The 18,374-nt window shown below is 63.3% G+C and carries 18 protein-coding genes; 7 read left to right on the top strand and 11 right to left on the bottom strand.

The genetic code is table 11. The features are described from left to right. Positions 1 to 9 precede the first annotated feature (9 nt). Positions 10 to 2,073 carry a beta-galactosidase gene (locus tag ARUE_RS05425; RefSeq protein WP_014921000.1) on the bottom strand — a complete coding sequence of 688 codons (2,064 nt, stop codon included), beginning with the start codon at positions 2,071 to 2,073 and terminating at the stop codon, positions 10 to 12. A 427-nt stretch (positions 2,074 to 2,500) separates the two neighbouring features. On the opposite strand from ARUE_RS05425, the gene ARUE_RS05420 reads away from it, so the two are divergent. After that, the gene (locus tag ARUE_RS05420) at positions 2,501 to 3,253 is read left to right on the top strand and encodes an ArsR/SmtB family transcription factor (protein ID WP_014920999.1); all 753 of its coding nucleotides are present in this window, start codon (positions 2,501 to 2,503) and stop codon (positions 3,251 to 3,253) included. A gap of 85 nt (positions 3,254 to 3,338) precedes the next feature. Here ARUE_RS05420 and ARUE_RS05415 read toward each other — a convergent pair whose 3' ends face one another. Both ARUE_RS05415 and ARUE_RS05410 read right to left on the bottom strand, forming a co-directional pair. Next, complete coding sequence (locus ARUE_RS05415) at positions 3,339 to 4,331, bottom strand: nucleoside hydrolase (protein WP_014920998.1); 993 nt, start codon at positions 4,329 to 4,331, stop codon at positions 3,339 to 3,341. Positions 4,332 to 4,413: 82 nt separating this feature from the next. Next, entirely contained in the window at positions 4,414 to 5,865 is a 1,452-nt protein-coding gene (locus tag ARUE_RS05410) for an MFS transporter (protein WP_014920997.1), read from the bottom strand. 135 nt (positions 5,866 to 6,000) lie between these two features. On the opposite strand from ARUE_RS05410, the gene ARUE_RS05405 reads away from it, so the two are divergent. Both ARUE_RS05405 and ARUE_RS05400 read left to right on the top strand, forming a co-directional pair. Beyond that, complete coding sequence (locus ARUE_RS05405) at positions 6,001 to 6,774, top strand: GntR family transcriptional regulator (protein WP_043469858.1); 774 nt, start codon at positions 6,001 to 6,003, stop codon at positions 6,772 to 6,774. 35 nt (positions 6,775 to 6,809) lie between these two features. Beyond that, positions 6,810 to 7,718 (top strand): ribokinase, encoded by a 909-nt coding sequence (locus ARUE_RS05400; protein WP_014920995.1) that lies wholly within the window; start codon positions 6,810 to 6,812, stop codon positions 7,716 to 7,718. On the opposite strand, the gene ARUE_RS05395 is transcribed toward ARUE_RS05400, so the two are convergent. The 5 genes from ARUE_RS05395 to ARUE_RS05375 all read right to left on the bottom strand — a co-directional run bounded on the left by ARUE_RS05395 (position 7,664) and on the right by ARUE_RS05375 (position 11,842). Continuing rightward, on the bottom strand, positions 7,664 to 8,725 hold the full coding sequence (locus ARUE_RS05395; RefSeq protein ID WP_014920994.1) for an SDR family oxidoreductase: 1,062 nt from the start codon (positions 8,723 to 8,725) through the stop codon (positions 7,664 to 7,666). The genes ARUE_RS05400 and ARUE_RS05395 overlap by 55 nt on opposite strands. Next, positions 8,722 to 9,324 (bottom strand): TetR/AcrR family transcriptional regulator, encoded by a 603-nt coding sequence (locus tag ARUE_RS05390; protein ID WP_014920993.1) that lies wholly within the window; start codon positions 9,322 to 9,324, stop codon positions 8,722 to 8,724. Before ARUE_RS05390 ends, ARUE_RS05395 begins: the two co-directional genes overlap by 4 nt. A 52-nt stretch (positions 9,325 to 9,376) precedes the next feature. After that, positions 9,377 to 9,661, bottom strand: a complete 285-nt coding sequence (locus ARUE_RS05385; RefSeq protein WP_014920992.1) for an acylphosphatase — start codon at positions 9,659 to 9,661, stop codon at positions 9,377 to 9,379. 92 nt (positions 9,662 to 9,753) lie between these two features. Next, positions 9,754 to 10,665, bottom strand: coding sequence for a pullulanase X25 domain-containing protein (locus tag ARUE_RS05380; protein WP_011773853.1), 912 nt, complete (start codon positions 10,663 to 10,665; stop codon positions 9,754 to 9,756). 145 nt (positions 10,666 to 10,810) lie between these two features. Further along, positions 10,811 to 11,842 (bottom strand): adenosine deaminase, encoded by a 1,032-nt coding sequence (locus ARUE_RS05375; protein ID WP_011773852.1) that lies wholly within the window; start codon positions 11,840 to 11,842, stop codon positions 10,811 to 10,813. Between the two features lie 83 nt (positions 11,843 to 11,925). Between ARUE_RS05375 and ARUE_RS05370 the strand changes: the two genes are divergently transcribed. From ARUE_RS05370 to ARUE_RS05360, 3 genes are all read left to right on the top strand, one after another. After that, the gene (locus ARUE_RS05370; protein ID WP_011773851.1) at positions 11,926 to 12,840 is read left to right on the top strand and encodes an MSMEG_6728 family protein; all 915 of its coding nucleotides are present in this window, start codon (positions 11,926 to 11,928) and stop codon (positions 12,838 to 12,840) included. Positions 12,841 to 12,974: 134 nt separating this feature from the next. Beyond that, the gene (locus ARUE_RS05365) at positions 12,975 to 13,337 is read left to right on the top strand and encodes a DUF1622 domain-containing protein (RefSeq protein ID WP_014920991.1); all 363 of its coding nucleotides are present in this window, start codon (positions 12,975 to 12,977) and stop codon (positions 13,335 to 13,337) included. Beyond that, complete coding sequence (locus tag ARUE_RS05360) at positions 13,334 to 14,365, top strand: alpha/beta hydrolase (RefSeq protein ID WP_014920990.1); 1,032 nt, start codon at positions 13,334 to 13,336, stop codon at positions 14,363 to 14,365. Before ARUE_RS05365 ends, ARUE_RS05360 begins: the two co-directional genes overlap by 4 nt. An 8-nt stretch (positions 14,366 to 14,373) precedes the next feature. Here the strand turns inward: ARUE_RS05360 and ARUE_RS05355 are convergent, their stop codons facing one another. Beyond that, a complete protein-coding gene (locus ARUE_RS05355; protein WP_043469854.1) occupies positions 14,374 to 16,830 on the bottom strand; it encodes a Tex family protein in 2,457 nt (818 codons plus the stop codon). Positions 16,831 to 16,916: 86 nt separating this feature from the next. Here ARUE_RS05355 and ARUE_RS05350 point away from each other — a divergent pair, with 86 nt between their 5' ends. Continuing rightward, entirely contained in the window at positions 16,917 to 17,213 is a 297-nt protein-coding gene (locus tag ARUE_RS05350; protein WP_011773847.1) for a hypothetical protein, read from the top strand. Between the two features lie 30 nt (positions 17,214 to 17,243). Here ARUE_RS05350 and ARUE_RS05345 read toward each other — a convergent pair whose 3' ends face one another. Further along, positions 17,244 to 17,678, bottom strand: coding sequence for a CBS domain-containing protein (locus tag ARUE_RS05345; protein ID WP_011773846.1), 435 nt, complete (start codon positions 17,676 to 17,678; stop codon positions 17,244 to 17,246). 129 nt (positions 17,679 to 17,807) lie between these two features. Then, positions 17,808 to 18,260, bottom strand: coding sequence for a nucleoside deaminase (locus ARUE_RS05340; RefSeq protein WP_014920988.1), 453 nt, complete (start codon positions 18,258 to 18,260; stop codon positions 17,808 to 17,810). Positions 18,261 to 18,374 lie beyond the last annotated feature (114 nt).

Below are 18,374 nucleotides of genomic sequence, written 5' to 3'. Positions count from 1 at the left end.
TTCGCCTCCCTATCCTGCTGTTTCGTCGAGAATCAGGACGCCGTTCGCAGGGAGCTCAACCAACCCCCGAACCGCGCCTCCGGTGAGTCGGTCAGTGCCGCCGTCGAGGACGTCCACGCTGGCAGGCGCGTCGTTGTGGTTGAGCACCATGAGGAAACTTCTGCTGGTGCCGTCGACGCTTTTGCCGGCACGACGGCGGGCCTGGACTCCCGTAGGCGCCTTCAGTTCCGGTTCCACACCGGCGACGAGAAGTTCGTCATCGAGGAGCTGGTTCAACAAGCCTTCATCAACGCGTGCCGATAGGTACAACGCCGATCCCTCACCGAAGGAATTGCGCGTGACAGCCGGTGTTCCCGCCAAGCGCCCGGATGTGTAACTGGCCACGATGTCTGCAGTTTCGGCGTGCAGATGCTCAGTCCAGTAAGCGGCGGAGGACGTTCCGCCGTCGGGCGTTGAGAGTTTTACTTGTTCGCCGTCCCCGGCGAGCGGATGCATTTCCTCGCTCCACGCGCCCAAAACGTTCCGCAAAGCGCCGGGGTAGCCGCCCAGCCGGATGGTGTTGTTCTGGTCCACGATGCCGGAGAGGTACGAGACCACCAGTCGTCCGCCGTCGGACACATAGTCTTCGAACCGCCGGGCGGCGAGGTCCGTAAGGAGGTACGACGCCGGCATGATCACCACGCTGTACGCGGAAAGGTCGCTGTTGGCATTGACCAAGTCAACGGTGATGTTGGCATCGAACAGTGGCCGGTAGAAACGCAGGACCTCCTGCGCATAATTCAGGTCGGAGCGGGGCGAGTTGCCCAGTTCCAAGGCCCACCAGCAGTCCCAGTCGAAAACGATGGCCACGTGAGCCGTGGAACGGGTACCGGTCAGGTCCCCCAACGCCTTGAGTTCCTCTCCCAGCCCGCAGACTTCACGGAAGATCCGTGTATTCGGACCAGCGTGGTTGACCATGGCAGAGTGGTAGCGCTCAGTCCCACCCTTGGCTTGGCGCCATTGGAAGAAGAGGATGGAATCGGCGCCCTGGGCTATGGCTTGATATGAACCCAGGCGCATTTTGCCGGGAAGCTTGGACACGTTGACGGACCACTGACTAACCGCGCCGGTAGCTTGCTCCATGACCATCCACGGCTGGCCCTGGCGGAGTGAGCGCATGAGGTCGAAGTTCAACGCGGCGGCGACGTGAGCGTCGTCTTCGCGTGGGTCCGGGTAGATATCCAGTGCAACAGCGTCTTCTTCTGCAGCCCAGGCCCAGTAGTCGTTGGTCTTGTAGAAGCGCATGAAGTTGGTGACGATCGGCAGGTCCGGGCTGTGCCGGCGGAGAATGTCCCGTTCTGCCGTGAAGTGCTCCAGCATGCTCTCCGAGGTGAAGCGGTGGAAATCCAGTCGGCGCGAGGGGTTGGACCATGTGCGGGGCTGCGCTGGGACACGGACTTGGTTCCAGTCTGTGTAGAGCTGGCCCCATACCGCGGTGCTCCAGGCTTCGTTCAGCTCATCCAGTGAGGAGTACTTCCGCTGCAGCCACGCCCGGAACGCTTTCTCGGCCCACGGACCGTAGGACACCGGACCGTATTCGTTGCCCACATGCCACATTCGGAGCGCGGGATGTTTGGCGTAGCGCTCCCCCATCTTCTCCGCCAAAGCCAGCGACTTGGCCCGGTACACGGGGTGGGAAACGTCAAAGTGCTGCCGGGATCCGAAACCGAAGATGCTGCCGTCGGCTCGTTCCGGCATCATGTCCGGGTGCTGCTCAACAAGCCATGCCGGCGGTACAGCGTCGGGTGTGGCCAGGTCCACGCCGATGCCGTGCTGGTGCATGAGGTCCATGACGTCATCCAGCCAGCCGAAGTCGAAAACGCCGTCACTGGTTTCCAAGCGGCTCCACGCGAAGACAGCCAAGGTCACCAGGTTCACTCCTGCTTGCTGCATGAGCTTGGCGTCCTCGAGCCAGACTTCGCGCGGCCATTGCTCGGGGTTGTAATCCCCGCCGTACGCAATGCCGCCTATTCGTTGATGCAGTTGCTGCAGCCGCGCCTCGGCAGTCCGCAAATCCTCAGGGTGGATGGTCATCGTTGTCCTTCACTCGGCCTTCGTCGCCCTGAACAACAGTGCGACGCACATCACAGAGAGAAACTATCGTAAAGTTTACGCAATAACAACAGGCTGGTATCGGAAACTCACGAGTAACCGGGAGAGCAATGGGAGCGTGGATTAGGGCGAAACCACGCGACTTTCGGAGGGATGGATCGCAGTCGCAGCGGGCATGGATGGGCGATGAATCACGTAACTTTCCGACCGAAAATGGAAACTATCGGAATTAGCCTGTCTCACCGAGATCGCGGGAAGCGTGCGGAGAACCTGGAAACCGGGGCGCGGTAGCACCGAGAACGCCGGAAGCTTGCGGATACGCCGGGATAGGAACGGCGATTTCGCAGGGTTCCAGCGACCTGGCGGCAACCCGTTGACACGTGACCAAACAGTCACCTATTCTGAGACCATGGACGTAGTGTTCAAGGCCTTGGCAGACGCAACCCGCAGGGAACTTCTCGATGAGCTGTTCAGCGAGGACGGCCAATCCGCCTCCGCCTTGGGAGCCCGGTTCGAGATGACCCGTTTCGGCATTGCCAAGCACCTCAAGCTGTTGGAGGACGCAGGGTTGGTGGTCACCCGCCGTCGGGGGCGCGAAAAGCTGCACTTCCTGAACCCGGTTCCCATCCGTCTCATCCACGATCGCTGGGTGAGTAAATACGCAGAACCATGGGCCGCTGAACTCAGCGACCTCAAATCCAGATTGGAAAGTCCCATGGAAAAGATCTTCGAGATTTACATCAAGACCACTCCGGAACGGCTCTGGGAAGCCATCACCAATAGCGACATCCGCAGCAGATACCAGTTCGGCAACACCTTCACCTCGGATTGGACCCCGGGCAGCCGCTTCGAGATGCACAACGTCAAAGCCGATGCGCCGCTCGGAGAGGGCGAGAACATCGAGGTGGATCCCCCACGCCGGCTCGTTCAAACAATGCGCGCGCTGTGGGGCGAGGACGTGAAGGCTGAGGGAACGTCGCGGATCACCTGGGAGATCGAGCCCGTGGGCGATTCCTGTCACCTCACCGTCACGCACGATCAGCTCCGCGAAGGCGCGAACGACCAACTCTACGGTGGCTGGCCCATGATCCTCTCGGGCCTCAAGACCTGGCTGGAAACCGGTGAAACGCTGACTACGCCCGGCTCGCTCATGTACGCGTAGCCACTTTCGGGGGCAACGGCTTAAAGGAGGACGACGACGGCGGGCCGCTGCCGCCGTCGTCGTCGATACCTCAGTCTCCCGCCAGTCAGGCGACAGGCACCGCCGCCTGTTCCTCTGTAAGCCAGGCCGCCTGCATGGTTCCGAGGAGGTGCGGAGCGAAATCTTCCCCTATTTCCAGCACCACACGGCACCGTGCACCGCGCTGCTCCGGGAACCCGGCGTACTGTCCGCGGAGATCGCACACCGTCTGGCCGCGGCCGGGTCCGTCGGTGGTGTCAACCTGAACCCGGACGGTCGGGGCCAGGGTGAGCTCCACTCCCCTGACGGCGATGGCTGCAGCCAGGGGATCGTGCATCGCCGAGCAAGCCCGGCCGAAAATGTCGATGTAGAAACCGAAGTAGTAGCCGAGCATCTCGCCGAGTGCTTGCGAGACCGGGTGCTCGCTGGCCAGCAGCTCTTGGCGGTGGTTTTCCTCCAGGACGTTGGTCATGGTGACATCCAGGGGTACTAGCGTCACGTTCCAGTCGGCGGCCAGGACTTCGGCGGCAGCCTCAGGATCGTTGGCGATGTTGGCCTCAGCAACAGGCGTGATGTTTCCCGGGGCCAACGCTGCGCCGCCCATGATGGTGACCTCGGCGATCAGCTCGGGCAGTTTCGGTTCCAGGCGCAGGGCTTCGGCGATGTTGGTCAACGGGCCGATGGCCACAAGGCGAAGCTCCCCCGTATATTTGTGCGCCAATTGAACCAGCAGCTCCGCGGCCGTGGCCTTGACGGGCTCACGGTCCGACGGGACTAGATCTACCCCGCCGATGCCGTTATCACCGTGGACGTGCGGAGCGCCGCCGTGAAAAGTGCCAACCTGGGGATCATGCGCGCCGACAGCCACGGGGATGTCCGGGTTGCCGGCCAGGTTCAGCAGGTCCAGGGTGTTCCGGGCGCCGCCTGCCGCACTGACGTTGCCACTGACGGTACCGATGCCCACGAGGTCTGCCCGCGGGGAGGCCAGAAGGTAAGCCAGGGCGAGGGCGTCGTCGATGCCGGTATCGCAGTCAAGGAAGAAGGGAGCGGGCTGGGTCATTTTGGTCTCTCGTTTCAGGTGGAGCGGACAGTAGTGATGCTGCGGTGGGTGGCGCGCCGGAGCCGCGTGCCGGCGTCGTGCGTTAGATCTTTTCGCCCTTGGGGGCCGCGATGAACAGGCTGACAATGAAGGCAAGCGCCGTAATGGACACCGAAATCCAGAGGGCTGCGGAGTATCCGGCCGCGGTGCCCTGGCCTGCGAACGGTGCAACAACCACGACGCCGAGGCTCGCCCCGATGCCGAAGGAGGCACCGTTGATGCCCGGCAGCGCGGCCGGCGCTTCTTTGGGCGAGAGCAGCACGGACAGGCCGTTGATGGCGGTGAGGAAGAAGCCGTTGTAGAAGATGCCCAGGGCAGCGATCGCGATGAGGACTGCGATCTGGTTGTGGGCGAAGAGCGCCGCGACGATCGCGCAGGCCAGGCTGGTGGCGGTGCCCACGCGGACGGTTTTGATCCACCCACGGCGGTCGGCGATCCAGCCCGCCAGCGGGGCAGCAAAGACGCCGATGAGCGCTGCGGGCGTGAGGAACAGCAGGGCTGCGACCGAAGCGGACAGGCCGAAGCCGTTTTCCTTGTCCTGGCTCAGCAACACCACGGTGAAGTTGATGATGGCGAAGATGCCGGCGAGCGTCAGCACAGTGGTGGCGATGACGGGCCACACCTGGCGTGAACGGAGGTGGTGAACTGCCACGAGGGGGGTTTCGCGCTTCTTTTCAATGAGCCAGAAGGCTGCGAAGGACGCGATGCTTCCGGCAAGCAGGCCAAGGGCTGCAGGCGAGGTCCACCCAGCCGAAGAACCCGTGGACACGAAGTATGTGATGAACACCAGGAACACGGACAGGGAACCCGCACCCCACCAGTCCATCCGGCCCGGCGCAACCGCAGCCTTACCGCCCGGGACTACTTTGAAGACGCAGACGACGGCGATCGCGGCCAGGACGAGCACGGCAACGAAGATCGACTGGAAGCCGAGGGTCTCGGCCATGAGTCCGCCGAAGTAGCCATCCACGCCGCCAACGCCGCCGTTGATCGCTGCGATGATGCCGATGGAGGTGCCGAAGAGTCTGGCGGGCAGGTACTCGTTGAGGACGATGTAGGAGAGCGCGAAGATGGCGCTCGAAACACCCTGCATGAAGCGGCCGGTGACCAGCAACGGCAGGGTGGGCGCGAAGATGCACAGCACGGTACCGGCACCCATGATGGCCAGCACCAACAGGAGTGCATTGCGACGGCCGATGAAGTCACTCCAGCGACCGATCACGGGTCCGGCGATGGCGCCGGCGAGGAAGAACATCGACTGCACTTGAGCCACGGCCTCGGGTGTTTCGCCGAAGAACGAGCCGATGTGTGGCAGTGCGGGCGTGATCATGCTGGCGTTGAGCTGGAACGCCAGTACGGCCAAGACCAGCGTGGCGATCAGCAGCGCGGCGGCTTTGCCTTGGAAGCGACTCTGGTCCGTCGCTGTCTTGGGGTCCGCTGGGGCTGGGGCCTGCGGGTCTACAGCCTGCGTGCCTGTGGCGGTGGGGATGTTCACATCAAACTCCTTTGTCCGAGGGCGCGGGGCGGCGCCACGAGATGTGAGTTGTTATACAAGCATGTATTACGAGCTTGTGCAACCTGTCACAGTCATCCGGTACAGTGTCGGTAACCCATCTCAAGTGAGGCACCCTTGACCGACAACGCCGTCCAGTTCCTGTCCCGACCCATCGCTACCCAACCGGGGCAACCTTTGCGCGTCGCGGCCTACTCGCGCATCGCCGAAGCGATCCGGACCAAGATCCTGCCGCCAGGTTCCTTGCTCCCCACGGAGACAGAGCTAGGCACCATGATGGATGTCAGCCGTACCGTGATCCGGGAAGCGCTGATGTTGCTCGAAGAAGACGGCCTCACCCGGGCACGCCGCGGAGTTGGCCGCTTTGTGGCCGATTCGCTGCCCCGCATCGGCATCGAACACATCCGCCCCTTCGATCAACTTCTTGGCGGACCGGACCAGGACATCCAGGTCAAGCGGGTAGCTGCCATCAAACAGCCAGCGTCGGAATTCGTGGCGCCGGGCATCGGCGTGCAGCCCGAAGAGGACGTCTGGTTCTGGGAGAGCGTGCTCATCCGGAACGGCGAGCCTGTGGCCCACCTCCAGGAAAACGTCTCGCAGGCAACCCCTGAAGCCGAGGCCCTGGCCGAAGCTGCGGAGGCTCCCACGCTTCCCGCGTCAACACTCCTGGAAGTTCTCAGCGGACTGCCCGGCGCAACCCTTGGCCCCGGCGAATGCCAGATCAGCCTCAGCACCGCCGGACCCAGCCGCGCAAAGTTACTGGGACTCCGCCCCTCCGATCCCGTGTTGGTCCTCACCCAATACGTCCGCCGGAACGGTTCCCCGTTCTATCTGGCCAAATGCCTCGTGGCCGCCAAAGCCGGGCATCTCTCCGTTATCCAGTCCTCCTGACCCTCCCCGAGCTGATTCCCCGAAAAGGACCTTTCATGAGCACGTCCCTGCAGCCTTCTGCGCCCATTTCGTCCCTCACACTCACGGTGATGGGCAGCATCAACCTCGATATCACCGCCACAGCAAACCGTCTCCCCTCGCCGGGCGAAACCGTGGGCGGAGGCGTTCTCCGTCAGCAGCCCGGCGGCAAGGGCGCCAATCAGGCCGTCGCCGCGGCCCGGCTCGCGGGAAGCTCCCGCATGGTGGGGGCCGTGGGCCACGACGAAGCGGGACAGAACCTGCTCAGCGCGATGGCGGCCGCCGGCGTCGACGTCCACGACGTTTCCCGGGCAGATGCTGCCACAGGAACGGCGCTGGTGCTGGTAGACGGTGAGGGCGAGAACCAGATTATGGTGTGCCCGGGCGCCAACGGTGCAGTGAACGTGGACGGTGTCACTTTCGACGATGACGAGGCCGTCCTGTGCCAACTCGAAGTGGACCAGCACGTGGTGCTTGAAGCCGCCCGCCGGGCCAAGGGATTCTTCGCACTGAATGCGGCCCCCGCGATGCCCCTCATCCCGGAGTTGCTGGATCGCTGCGACCTGGTAATCGTGAATGAGACCGAGTATGAACTCATCCCGGCACTCCGCCACGCACCATTGGTGGCCGTGACCTACGGCGGCGAGGGTTCGGCGATCTTCGTCGACGGCGAACGGGTGGCCGAGGCTCCGGCGGTGCGGGTCACCGAGATTGCCAACACGATCGGAGCCGGGGATGCTTTCTGTGCAGCATTGGTCTTGGCGCTCCGGTCCGGGTTGGAATACTCGCATGCTTTGGCAGCGGCGAATGCCGTGGGCGCGGATGCTGTCCGTGATGCTTCGTCCCAGCCTGCACTGAAGCCGTTGGAACATTACATTGAGGCGACGCGGTCTTCTCTTGCGGCAGGTTCGGCAGCCACCAAGTAGTCGGCCCAGCGCTTCAAGGCGGTCTCGACAGGAGGGTGGTGCAATCCGCCAGCCTCCGCCAAGGCGACCGCGGCCGCCGTCGGATATCGATCTTCAGACAGGAACGACAATGTTTCCGGGTCTGCCCCAGTCAGTTTTGCGGGCAGTTTCTTCAGCAGGGCGCTAGGGATTTTGAACCATGGGACCCGGACATTGAGGTGCTTCCCGAGCATCCTCAGTAGCTCCGGCAACGGCGGCGTGGCGTCGTCGAGCACCCAGTAGGAGGCATTTTCCGCTTCGGGCTTGTTTGGGACCAGCGCCATAAAGGAGGCCAGATAATCGGCTGTGACCACTGGGACGAACGTGCGCTGATTGCCAGGCAGCACGGGCAGCTTTCCACGGAAGAGATCCAGCACGGTGGTGGCGAGGCCCAACACTTGCCCGGACTCACCATTGATGGAATCCCCGATCACGGTGGCCGGGTTGACCATGGTGAATGGAACGCCCAGCGAACGCGCGGTTGCTTGCACTACGGCGTCAGACTCCACCTTGGACCCCTCGTAGGCGCCCAGGCGTTTGTAGTCTTTGGCGCGGCGGGAGTCATCCCATGGCCCCTCGGCAGGGTCCTGGCCCCCCACCCGGTAACCGGACAGATGCACCACCCTGGTCACCGCCGGCAGCTTCGCGGCAAAGCGAACCACGCGCTCGGCGCTGGTCACGTTCGCGGCATGGGCAGCCTCGGCAGTCATTCCGAACGCAAATGCGCCAGCGACGTTATGGACTTCGGTCACGGACTTGAAAGCGTTCGACGCCGGATCCTGGCCGAGGTCGTCCAGACTGAAGTCCACCAGGACGAAAGTTGGGCGCCCGCCCGCGTCGTGCTTCGCCAGCCACTCCGCCAGTCGTTGAGAGGAATGTTCCGTGCGCACGGCAGCTGTGACAGTCACGCCCCGCTGCAATAATTCGCGGACCAGCCATTTTCCGATGTGGCCCGTGGCGCCGAATACCAGAGCGTGGCGGGAGCTCATGCGTTCGCCTCGCTGTGAACTGCCTTCAACAACATTTTGAGCGTCCCGGCAGCTGCGTCCAGAGGCTGGGTGGACTTGTAGGCGCGGGACAGAATGAGGGAGCCCTCCACCAGGCAGATCATCGACGTCGCCAAAGGTTGCGCCTGCTCTTTCTTGAGCCCGAACGTAGAAAGGTAGCTGGACACTGCACTGACCCAGGCGTCATACACCTGGCCGCATGCCTCCCGGAGCGGCTCGTTCTCAGACCCTGCGTCCAAGGCAACGGATGAGACAGGACAACCGGCTTGGTAATCACTGGCTTCCAGAATGCCCCTGAGTTCGGCGACCAGTGCGTCTACCGCGGCGCTGGGCGAGGAGGCCGTTGTGGTCGCCGTGCCGATTAGCTCAGCGAACTGATCGCCGGCCAGCCCCACAGCGGCGATCCCGAGTTCGGTTTTCCCCTCCGGGAAATGAAAGTACAGGGAGCCCTTCGGGGCCCCGGATCGTGCCAGCACCGTGTTGAGCCCCGTTCCGTGGTAGCCGTGAAGCTGGATGAGCTCGAGCATGGAGTCCACTAAGCGCTGCCGGGTTGCGAGTCCTTTGGGATACGAAGAAGCCATGGCTAAATAATAGACCAGTCTATATATTTATTTCAAGCCGACAGCTTGGTCGCTAGTCGATAATCCGGAAGTCGTCGAACTCCCCCGTTGCGTCGGAAACCTGGAAATCAACGTTCTCAACCCGGCCCGGCGCCCGCGACGAGTGAAGCCACTTCACGATGCTGTCCACGTCGGCCGCTGAGCCTTCGGCCACCAGTTCAACGGAACCGTCCGCGCTGTTGCGTACCGTCCCTTTCAGCAGGAGTTCATCCGCTTTCCGGGCAGTCCAATAGCGAAAACCCACGCCCTGGACCACGCCGGTGATAAGGGCTGTGAGGCGGAGGGTTTCGTCAGTCATGGAACCACCTTAACCAGACCCGCCCTCGTCCGTCCCGCTCACCGTACAACGGGTCGCGGGACGAACAAGGGCGGGTTCCGAGCCAGGGAGACTTAGCCGACCACGATGTCCCGCGTCGTGTGGCTGTACGTGATGGTGACGGGGCCGCCGTCGTGGTTCAACTCATGGTTGGCTCCGTCACGGGCACCGAACGCACCATAGTTCTCATCCCAAGAACGGTTCAGCGCAATCTTGTACGTGTAGAAACCGGCGGGCAGTTCAGCCGTCAGCGTCCACACCTGGACGATTGGGTTGAACTCCATCTGGGCTTCGTCGTACTGCGGCGCCCAGTCCTCGGGTGCTCCAAGGATCTTGTTGAAGTCACCGGCGATCGCGACGGCGTCCGGCTGCGGCACAGTCTCGACGGCGGATGCCGCCGCTGCTTTCGCCGGCGCCTTGCGGGTGGACTTCTTCGCAGCAGGGGCAGCCCCCGCGGAGGAAGCCTTGGCTGTTGCAGCCTTGGCCTTCGGCGCGGAGACCTTGGCCGCAGCGACCTTCGGCTCAGCTACGTCGGCAGCCGCAACCTTGGGCGCGGAGACCTTCTTCGTGGCAGTCCGCTTGGTAGCAGCTGCCTTCTTGGCCTGGGGCTTCGCGGGCGGGGCCGTCGGAACGGCGACGTCGGCAGGTACCGGCGTTCCGGCGTCGAGCGCTGCTCCGAAAGCGGCCGCGTCCGGGAACGCGACCGTCGCACGCAGGCCGTCCTCCGGAATGGTCCAGCCCGAACGTCCCTTGACCAACCATCCGGACTTGACCAGCTTGGCCGATGCCGACGTCAGGGTCTTGTGGCCGCGAGGGATGCCTCCACTGAGAAGTTCAGCCTCGTGGTCATTGAAAGGTACTCGGACGATCGCTTCGGCCAGCACCTCGCCGGCGTTCAGCGTTGCCCCGGACCATACGTTTTCGGCGAGGATGTCCAGGACGGCCTTCAGACGAAGGTTGGTGTTCTCGGCGGTGTTCGCGCCCATGCTTCTCCTTCAACGGTGGATACTCCCTAGCAGTTTGCCAATGAATTGTTAATTCCCGCGACTGCAGAAGGTAAACACCGTGTGTCGTGACCGAGTGTGACATCCCGGACGCCGCAAGTGATTTACGGGTCTCGGCTGCAGTGCTTTAGGCGGGCGTTACGGAGGCCTTGACCCACTCCGTGACCTCGTCCAGCAGCACCGCTTTCCGGGCGTCACTGGCAAAGGAGGAACGGATGGAGTTGGCAGCCAAGGTGGCCTGCTCCGGAACCGAGAACTCCAGGACCTTGACCAGTTGCTCGAAGTTGTCGTCCACGTAGCCGCCAAAGTAAGCGGGGTCATCCGAGTTCACGCAAACGTTCAGCCCAATCGCCAACATCTCGGGCAAGGGGTGGTCAGCCAGCTTATCCACCGCGCGGAGCCGGACATTGGAGAGCGGGCAGACAGTCAAGGGAACCTGTTCAGCGACGAGCCGTTGCACCACATCCGTGTCTTCCATGCAGCGGATGCCGTGATCGATCCGTTCGACGTGAAGCACATCCAGTGCCTCGGTGATGTAGGAGGCCGGTCCTTCTTCGCCCGCGTGAGCGATCCTCCGCAAACCGGCTTCAGCGGCGCGCTGGTACAGTCGCTCAAATTTCGACGGCGGATTGCCCACCTCTGCGGAGTCCAAGCCGATGCCGGCGATCGGCGCGTGCATGGCCAGGAGCTGGTCCAGCACCTCAAGCGCCGAATCCTCGGACATGTCGCGCAGGAACGCAGCGATGAGGAGAGTGGAGACGCCAAAGTCTTCTTCGGACGTGGCCAAGGCGTTAGCCACACCATTGACGCAGGTCTCCAGCGCCACGCCCCGGGACGTGTGCGCCTGGGGGTCCATCATGATTTCCGCATGTCGCACTCCCCCGGCAGCGGCCCGCTCCAGATACGCACGCGTCATGTCAGTGAAATCCTGCTCGGTCTGCAGGACGGCCATGTTGGCGTAGTAGAGGTCCAGGAAAGACTGCAGGTCAGTGAACTCGTACTTTTCCCGGAGTTCCTCAATGTCTTCGTACGGCAGTTCGATGCCGTTTCGTTCGGCCAGGGCAAAGATCAGCTCTGGCTGGAGAGTCCCTTCGATGTGCAGGTGCAGTTCGGCAACCGGAGGCGCCGTTGAGGTAGTTTTCTCGCCAAAAGTTTCCACCCGACAACTCTAGGCCCCAACACCGGTACGTGTCCCGGAGCACTCAACTTGGTTCTCAAGCCCGGCACCCTCAAACTGAAAGGATGCAGACTTTCCTCCCTTTCGCCGATTTCCGTGAGAGTGCCGCGGCGCTCGACACTTCAAGGCTCGGCAAACAGCGCGTCGAAGCCCTTCAGGTTCTCCGCGCGTTGGTGATCCCGGAGTACGGTTGGCAGTCCCACCCCGCCGTGCGCATGTGGATGGGCCACGTCCCTGCGCTCACCATGTACGGCCTGGCCATGGCTGACGAATGGATTGCGCGCGGACACCCGGACAACACCCGCACCAACATCACGGAGTTCGCACCGCAGGCGGCCCACCCGGATTACGCATCCAGGATCGTCATGCCGCCGTGGCTTGGACACGAGGACCTGCACCTCAGCCACCGTTCCAAGCTGATCAGCAAGGATCCCAAGCACTACGCCCAGCTCTTCCCGGGCACCGAGGAAAAGCTGGAGTACGTATGGCCGGAACCGAATCACGAGTTCCACCCGGAAGACCCCGAGGATGACAGCCTGTGGATCCTCCGTGCAGCCGTTGAGGATCTCCGACCGGAGCAGCTCACCACAGTCGCCATGCCGCCGCACGGCAAAGCCCGGGCCGCTGCCCCGGCAGACCCCGACGAGTACCAGTTTGTGTACGCCGAGGAGAAGTCCCGCCGCCAGGTCAAGGGTCCCAAGAAGCGACCCGTCAAGCAGCTTGAAAAGAAGCCCACGCGCAAGCGCCAGGCACAGGAGCAGGCGTTCAACACCCTGCCGGGCAAGACCGAGCTCGCCGTGCCGTTCGACGGTGGGCAGACCTTCGCCGTCGGCCTCATCCACGGCCGACCCATCACTGTTGACGGCCGGTTTGCGCGCAATTTCGAGGTCACCAAGGTGATCAAGCGCTCCGACTTCGACTACCCGGCCCTGCTGCAGGATCCCCGGGTCTTCTTCCCGGTGCCGGCGCCTCTGCAGTAGCGGTACCTTTCACCAACTCACGACGACGGCAGCCAGGTTCAGTTTGTACGGAACCGGGCTGCCGTCGTCGTTGTTTGCTGTTTACGGGGTTGCTCTGTGAGACGGTGGTGTCACGCACCTAACCGGGGAGGGCCATGGATTTCCAGCACGTCATCGAAGAAGTCGGCCGGTACATGGACTTCGCGGGGGTGGCCGTCATGGTGATCGGAGCCCTGATTTCGGTTCCCCTGGCCCTCCGCGGATACCAGCCTAAGCGGGCTCGCGGGCTCGCCCCGTTTTCTCCGTACCGCTCTTACCGGCAGTTGCTGGGCAGGTCCATTCTTTTGGGGCTCGAGCTCCTTGTGGCCGCCGACATCATCAGAACCGTGGCCGTCACCCCCACTTTTGAAAGCGTCGGAGTCCTGGCCATCATCGTGCTGATCCGCACGTTCCTCAGCTTCTCCCTCGAGCTGGAAATTACGGGCCGCTGGCCGTGGCAGAAGGAAAAGGACTCATGACTCAGCCGTGGTCCCCGGACATTCTTGGCGAAGGCTTCGAGCAACAAACGCTGACGCTCGACGGCGGTGCTGTGGCCACCTTGGTGCGGTACCTGGGCACCGCCCCGGAGTGGCCGGAGGCCGTGGACGGCATTCCGGACCCCGCAGGAATCGACGCCGACGTTCTGTATGTCCACGGCTGGTCGGACTACTTCTTCCAACGGCACGTAGCCGAGTTCTGGCATCGGGCCGGCGCCCGCTTCTACGCCTTGGACCTGCATAACTACGGCCGCAGCCTCGGTCCTGGCCTCGTGCCTGGCTTCGTCACCAACCTGGCGGACTACGACGCCGACATCGCAGCAGCGCTGTCCGCCATGGGCCGCTCCGGAGATGCCGGCCAAGACCGGCCGCTCATTCTGTTGGGCCACTCCACCGGTGGACTCACCCTCAGCCTGTGGGCGTCCCGCCACCCAGGCATCGCATCGGCCTTGATCCTCAACAGCCCCTGGCTGGAATTTCAGGCTACCGAGCTCGGCAGGCGGGCGATCGCACCCTTGGTAGGGCTGCACGCCCGGCTCCACCCCTTGGCACCACTGCCGCCAGTAGATCCGGGAATCTACACCCGGGCCGTATCAGCCACCCTTGACGGTGAGTGGGACTACAACCTCGAGTGGCGGCCCGACCGGGGATTCCCCATCACTCCTGCATTCCTTGACGCCGTGTTCCGCGGCCAGGCGACCGTCGCAGCCGGTTTGGGCATCGATGTTCCGGTACTCGTGCTGCTCTCGGACAAGAGCTACCTCCAGCCAAAATGGTCGGCCGACGCGCTCACTGCTGACGTTGCACTCAATGTCGACGCCGTGGCCCACCGCTCGTTGTCCTTGGCCGATACCGTCACCGTGAGCCGGTTGCCGAACGCGTTCCACGACATCTTCCTCTCACCGGAACCGGTCAGGCGACAAGCTTTCGAGCGCATCGGGCGCTGGCTGCCCATGGCGTTGCAGCCCTCGAACGCCGAGGTGTGGGAAGCCAGGACCGCGGGTTTGTAGGCCGCACCTTATTTACCCAGTCCGGCCCTTCGCAGCGCTTCAGCCATTGCTGTGTTGGCAGGAGCGGCCGGAGCCTGCTGGGGTTTGCCTTGGCGCGCGCCGCCCTGACGCCGATCACCCTGCCCCTGCCCCTGACGCGGCGAACCCTGGCCCGGCTGGCCCGAACGCTGGCCGCCGCCCCGCTGACCCGGCTGACCAGCAGCACGCTCGCCAGCACCCTGGCCGCCCGAAGCGCGTCCACCCGAGGTGCGCCCACCAGCAGCGCCTGGTTCGTCGTCGAGCCTCAATGTCAGGGAGATGCGCTTGCGTTCGGGGTCGGCCTCCAACACTTTGACCCGTACTACTTGGCCGGACTTCACGATCTCGCGCGGATCCGAGACGAACTTGTTGGATAGTGCCGACACGTGGACCAGGCCGTCCTGGTGCACTCCGACATCAACGAACGCACCGAAGGCAGCCACATTGGTAACAGTGCCTTCCAGGATCATGCCGGGCTTGAGGTCGGAGATCTTCTCGATGCCCTCGGAGAACGACGCCGCCTTGAAAGCAGGACGGGGGTCGCGGCCGGGCTTCTCCAGTTCGGACATGATGTCCTTGACCGTTGGCAGGCCGAACGTGCCATCCACGAAAGCCTGCGGATCCAATGCCGTGGCGGGACCGCCACCGGCTGCGACCAGGATCTTCCGAGCCACAGAATACGCTTCAGGGTGCACGCTGGAGGCATCCAACGGTTCCGCTCCCCCGGTGATCCGGAGGAAGCCTGCGCACTGCTCGAACGCCTTGGCACCGAGCCGGGGCACCTTCTTGAGGTCGCTGCGCTTCGCGAACGGCCCATTCTGGTTCCTGTAAGCCACGATGTTCTCGCTCAGCAGCGGCCCGACGCCGGCCACTCGACTGAGCAGCGCCGGGGATGCTGTGTTCACGTCCACGCCCACGGCGTTCACGCAGTCTTCCACTACGGCATCCAATGAGCGGTCGAGCTTCGCGGCGGTGACGTCGTGCTGGTACTGCCCCACGCCGATGGACTTGGGTTCGATTTTTACCAGCTCTGCCAAGGGGTCCTGCAGGCGACGCGCAATGGAGACAGCACCACGCAGCGAAACATCCATGCCCGGGAGCTCGGATGCGGCCAGTGCGGACGCGGAGTACACCGAAGCTCCAGCCTCGGAAACAACAAGCTTCTGGATGCCCTTGGAGCCGGTGGCTTCGAGGGACTTGATGAGCTCAGTGGCCAGTTTGTCCGTCTCGCGCGACGCCGTTCCGTTGCCGATCGCGACCAACTCCACGTTGTACTGCTTGGCCAGCCGGCCGAGGGTGGCCAATGCTTCGTCCCACTTCTTCGCAGGGGCGTGGGGGTAGATGGTGTCCGTGGTGACAACCTTGCCGGTGCCGTCCACCACCGCCACCTTGACGCCGGTGCGGAGCCCGGGGTCAAGGCCAAGCGTGGCGCGGTTGCCGGCCGGTGCGGCCAGCAGGACATCGCGCAGGTTGGCCGCAAAGACGCGAACGGCCTCGTCCTCGGCGTCGGCGAACATGCGTCCGCGAAGGTCAGTGGTCAGCCGGTCCAGAATACGGCCCCGCCAGGCGAGCTGGGCAGTTTGCGTCAACCAGGTGTCGGCGGGCCGCCCCTGATTGGCGACCCCCAGGCACTTGGCCACAGCGTTCTCGTAGCGGCCCCGGGCGGCGGCCAGGGCGTCGTCGTCGGCAGGGTCTGCTTCGGCGAGGTCCAGCTCAAGGACGCCGTCCTTTTCACCGCGCAACAGGGCGAGCACGCGATGCGACGGCATGCCGGACGGCACCTGCGTGAACTCGAAGTAGTCCTTGAACTTCTGGCCCTCGGTCTCCATGCCCTTCTTGACGCGGGACACCATCCGCCCCTGCTTCCACAGGCGTTCGCGGAGGTCCTCGGCGAGGTCAGCGTCCTGCCCGACGCGCTCCACCAGGATGGCACGGGCCCCTGCGAGCGCCGCGGCGGCGTCGTCGATGGAGTGCTCGGCGTTCAGGTATTTGGCGGCTTCGGTGGAGGGGTCCAGGTGCGGATTGGCGAGCAGGACATCGGCCAGTGGTTCCAGCCCGGCTTCGCGGGCGATCTGGGCCTTGGTGCGGCGCTTGGATTTGAAGGGGAGGTAGATGTCCTCCAGCCGCGCCTTGGTATCGGCCCCGACGACGGCGGCTTCCAGTTCCGGGGTCAGCTTGCCTTGGGCGGCAATCGCCTCCAGGACGGATTTGCGTCGTTCTTCCAGCTCACGCAGATATCTGAGGCGTTCCTCAAGGTCGCGGAGCTGGGTGTCATCGAGCGTCCCGGTGACTTCCTTACGGTAGCGGGCGATGAACGGAACGGTGGATCCGGCGTCGAGCAGTTCCACCGCGGCTTTGACTTGCCAGGTCTTGACGCCGAGTTCTTCGGCGATCAGGGCATGGATGGCGGAGTCAGCTGACTGGTGTTGGAGATTTGAAGTCACCATGACAGTTTGCCTCACATGGCCGACAGTTTCAGAGGCAGGTCCCGGAAGGCCTATCCCGGCGGCCATGTTAGTGCTGTAGTTGGACCATGCAGGAACTGCTCATCATCCTTCGGGACGGGTTTGTTTCCGATGACGTGACAGTGACCGTCAACGGCAAGGAAGCCGTGTCGGAGAGGGATGTGTCCACCAAGGCCCTGTTGGGGATGGCCGACGAACTGACAGTTGAGCTGCCAGCCAAAGGCGCCACAGTGGGCGTTGAGGTCAGCAGCCGAAAACTTAGCGCCACGAGGAAGCTCGCGGGGAAACCCAAGAGCCTGCTGGTCTCCATCGAAGACGGCGAACTCGTGCTGCGTGAAGGAACGGGCCGCGAGGCGTTCCTCTAGGGGATGCCTCGCGGCGGCTGGCGTGGGTTGTCAGTGCGACATGCGCTCCTTGGCTGAAATGTGCTCCACCATTTCGCCGAGGCGCTGTTCGGCGTAGTGGTTGCGCGCAATATCGCCCTGGCTGATGATGCCTACCAACTTGTGATCGCTGATGACAGGCAGGCGGCGCACCTGATGTTCCTCCATCATGGTGACGGCTTCGTCAACGTTGGCATCGGCGTCCACCCAGTACGGCTTACCGGTAGCGAGTTCGCTGGCGCGGACTTCCCTTGCATCCTTGCCTTCAGCCAAACACTTGACCACGATGTCGCGGTCGGTGATGAAGCCGGTGAGCTTGCCGTCGTGGCCGCAGATGGGAAGCGAACCGCAGTCCATATCCCTCATCAGCCTGGCGGCTTCCTGAAGAGTCTTATCCTCTTCGATGCACTGGGCATTGGTTGTCATGAATTCACGTACGGCACTCATGGGTCCTCCTTCATCGATTGGGGTTATCGACGCAGGGCCTCTCGGCACCGACGCCGATGATGCCAGCCTACGCTCGGCGGGTATCGGTGGCTAGGCGGTTTCGGCCCCTTTCGGGAGTCCATTTCAGTGTTATTCGGCGATATCTTCAGCCCACAATTCGGGGTGTTCCTCTTGGAAAGTACGCATCATGTCCACACACCGGGGGTCGTCCAGCACCACGACCTCCACGCCACGTGAACGCAGGAGATCGAATTCACCGGGGAAAGTTTCGGCCTCTCCAACCACTACCCGCGGGATCTTGAACTGGATGATGGTTCCCGTGCACATGGCACATGGCGCCAAGGTGGTGTAGAGCGTGGTGTCGCGGTAGCTTGTCTGACGCCCGGCAGCCCTCAGCGCGGACATTTCCCCGTGCGCGATCGGATCCCCATGCTGTACTCGTTCATTGTGTCCGCTGGCAATGACTTTCCCACCACGGGCCAATGCGGCCCCGATGGGAATGCCGCCCTCGCTGAGGCTCTTTTGTGCGGCTTGGTAAGCGGCTTCGAAAGCGGGGTCCAGGGTGGGGTCTGTTTCAGTCATGAGGGCAGTCTAAAGTGGCTGCGATCCATATTGTCTGCGCCGTATATTGTCAGAGCCCGCTGATAGCTTGGCTGCAAGGGTTTATTCACGGCATGGAGAGGTAGGTGGGTCGCG

This window comes from Arthrobacter sp. Rue61a, from assembly GCF_000294695.2.
GTDB lineage: Bacteria > Actinomycetota > Actinomycetes > Actinomycetales > Micrococcaceae > Arthrobacter > Arthrobacter aurescens_A.
The sequence above is the reverse complement of the archived record's forward strand: the minus strand, read 5'-3'. Positions and strand labels throughout refer to the sequence as shown.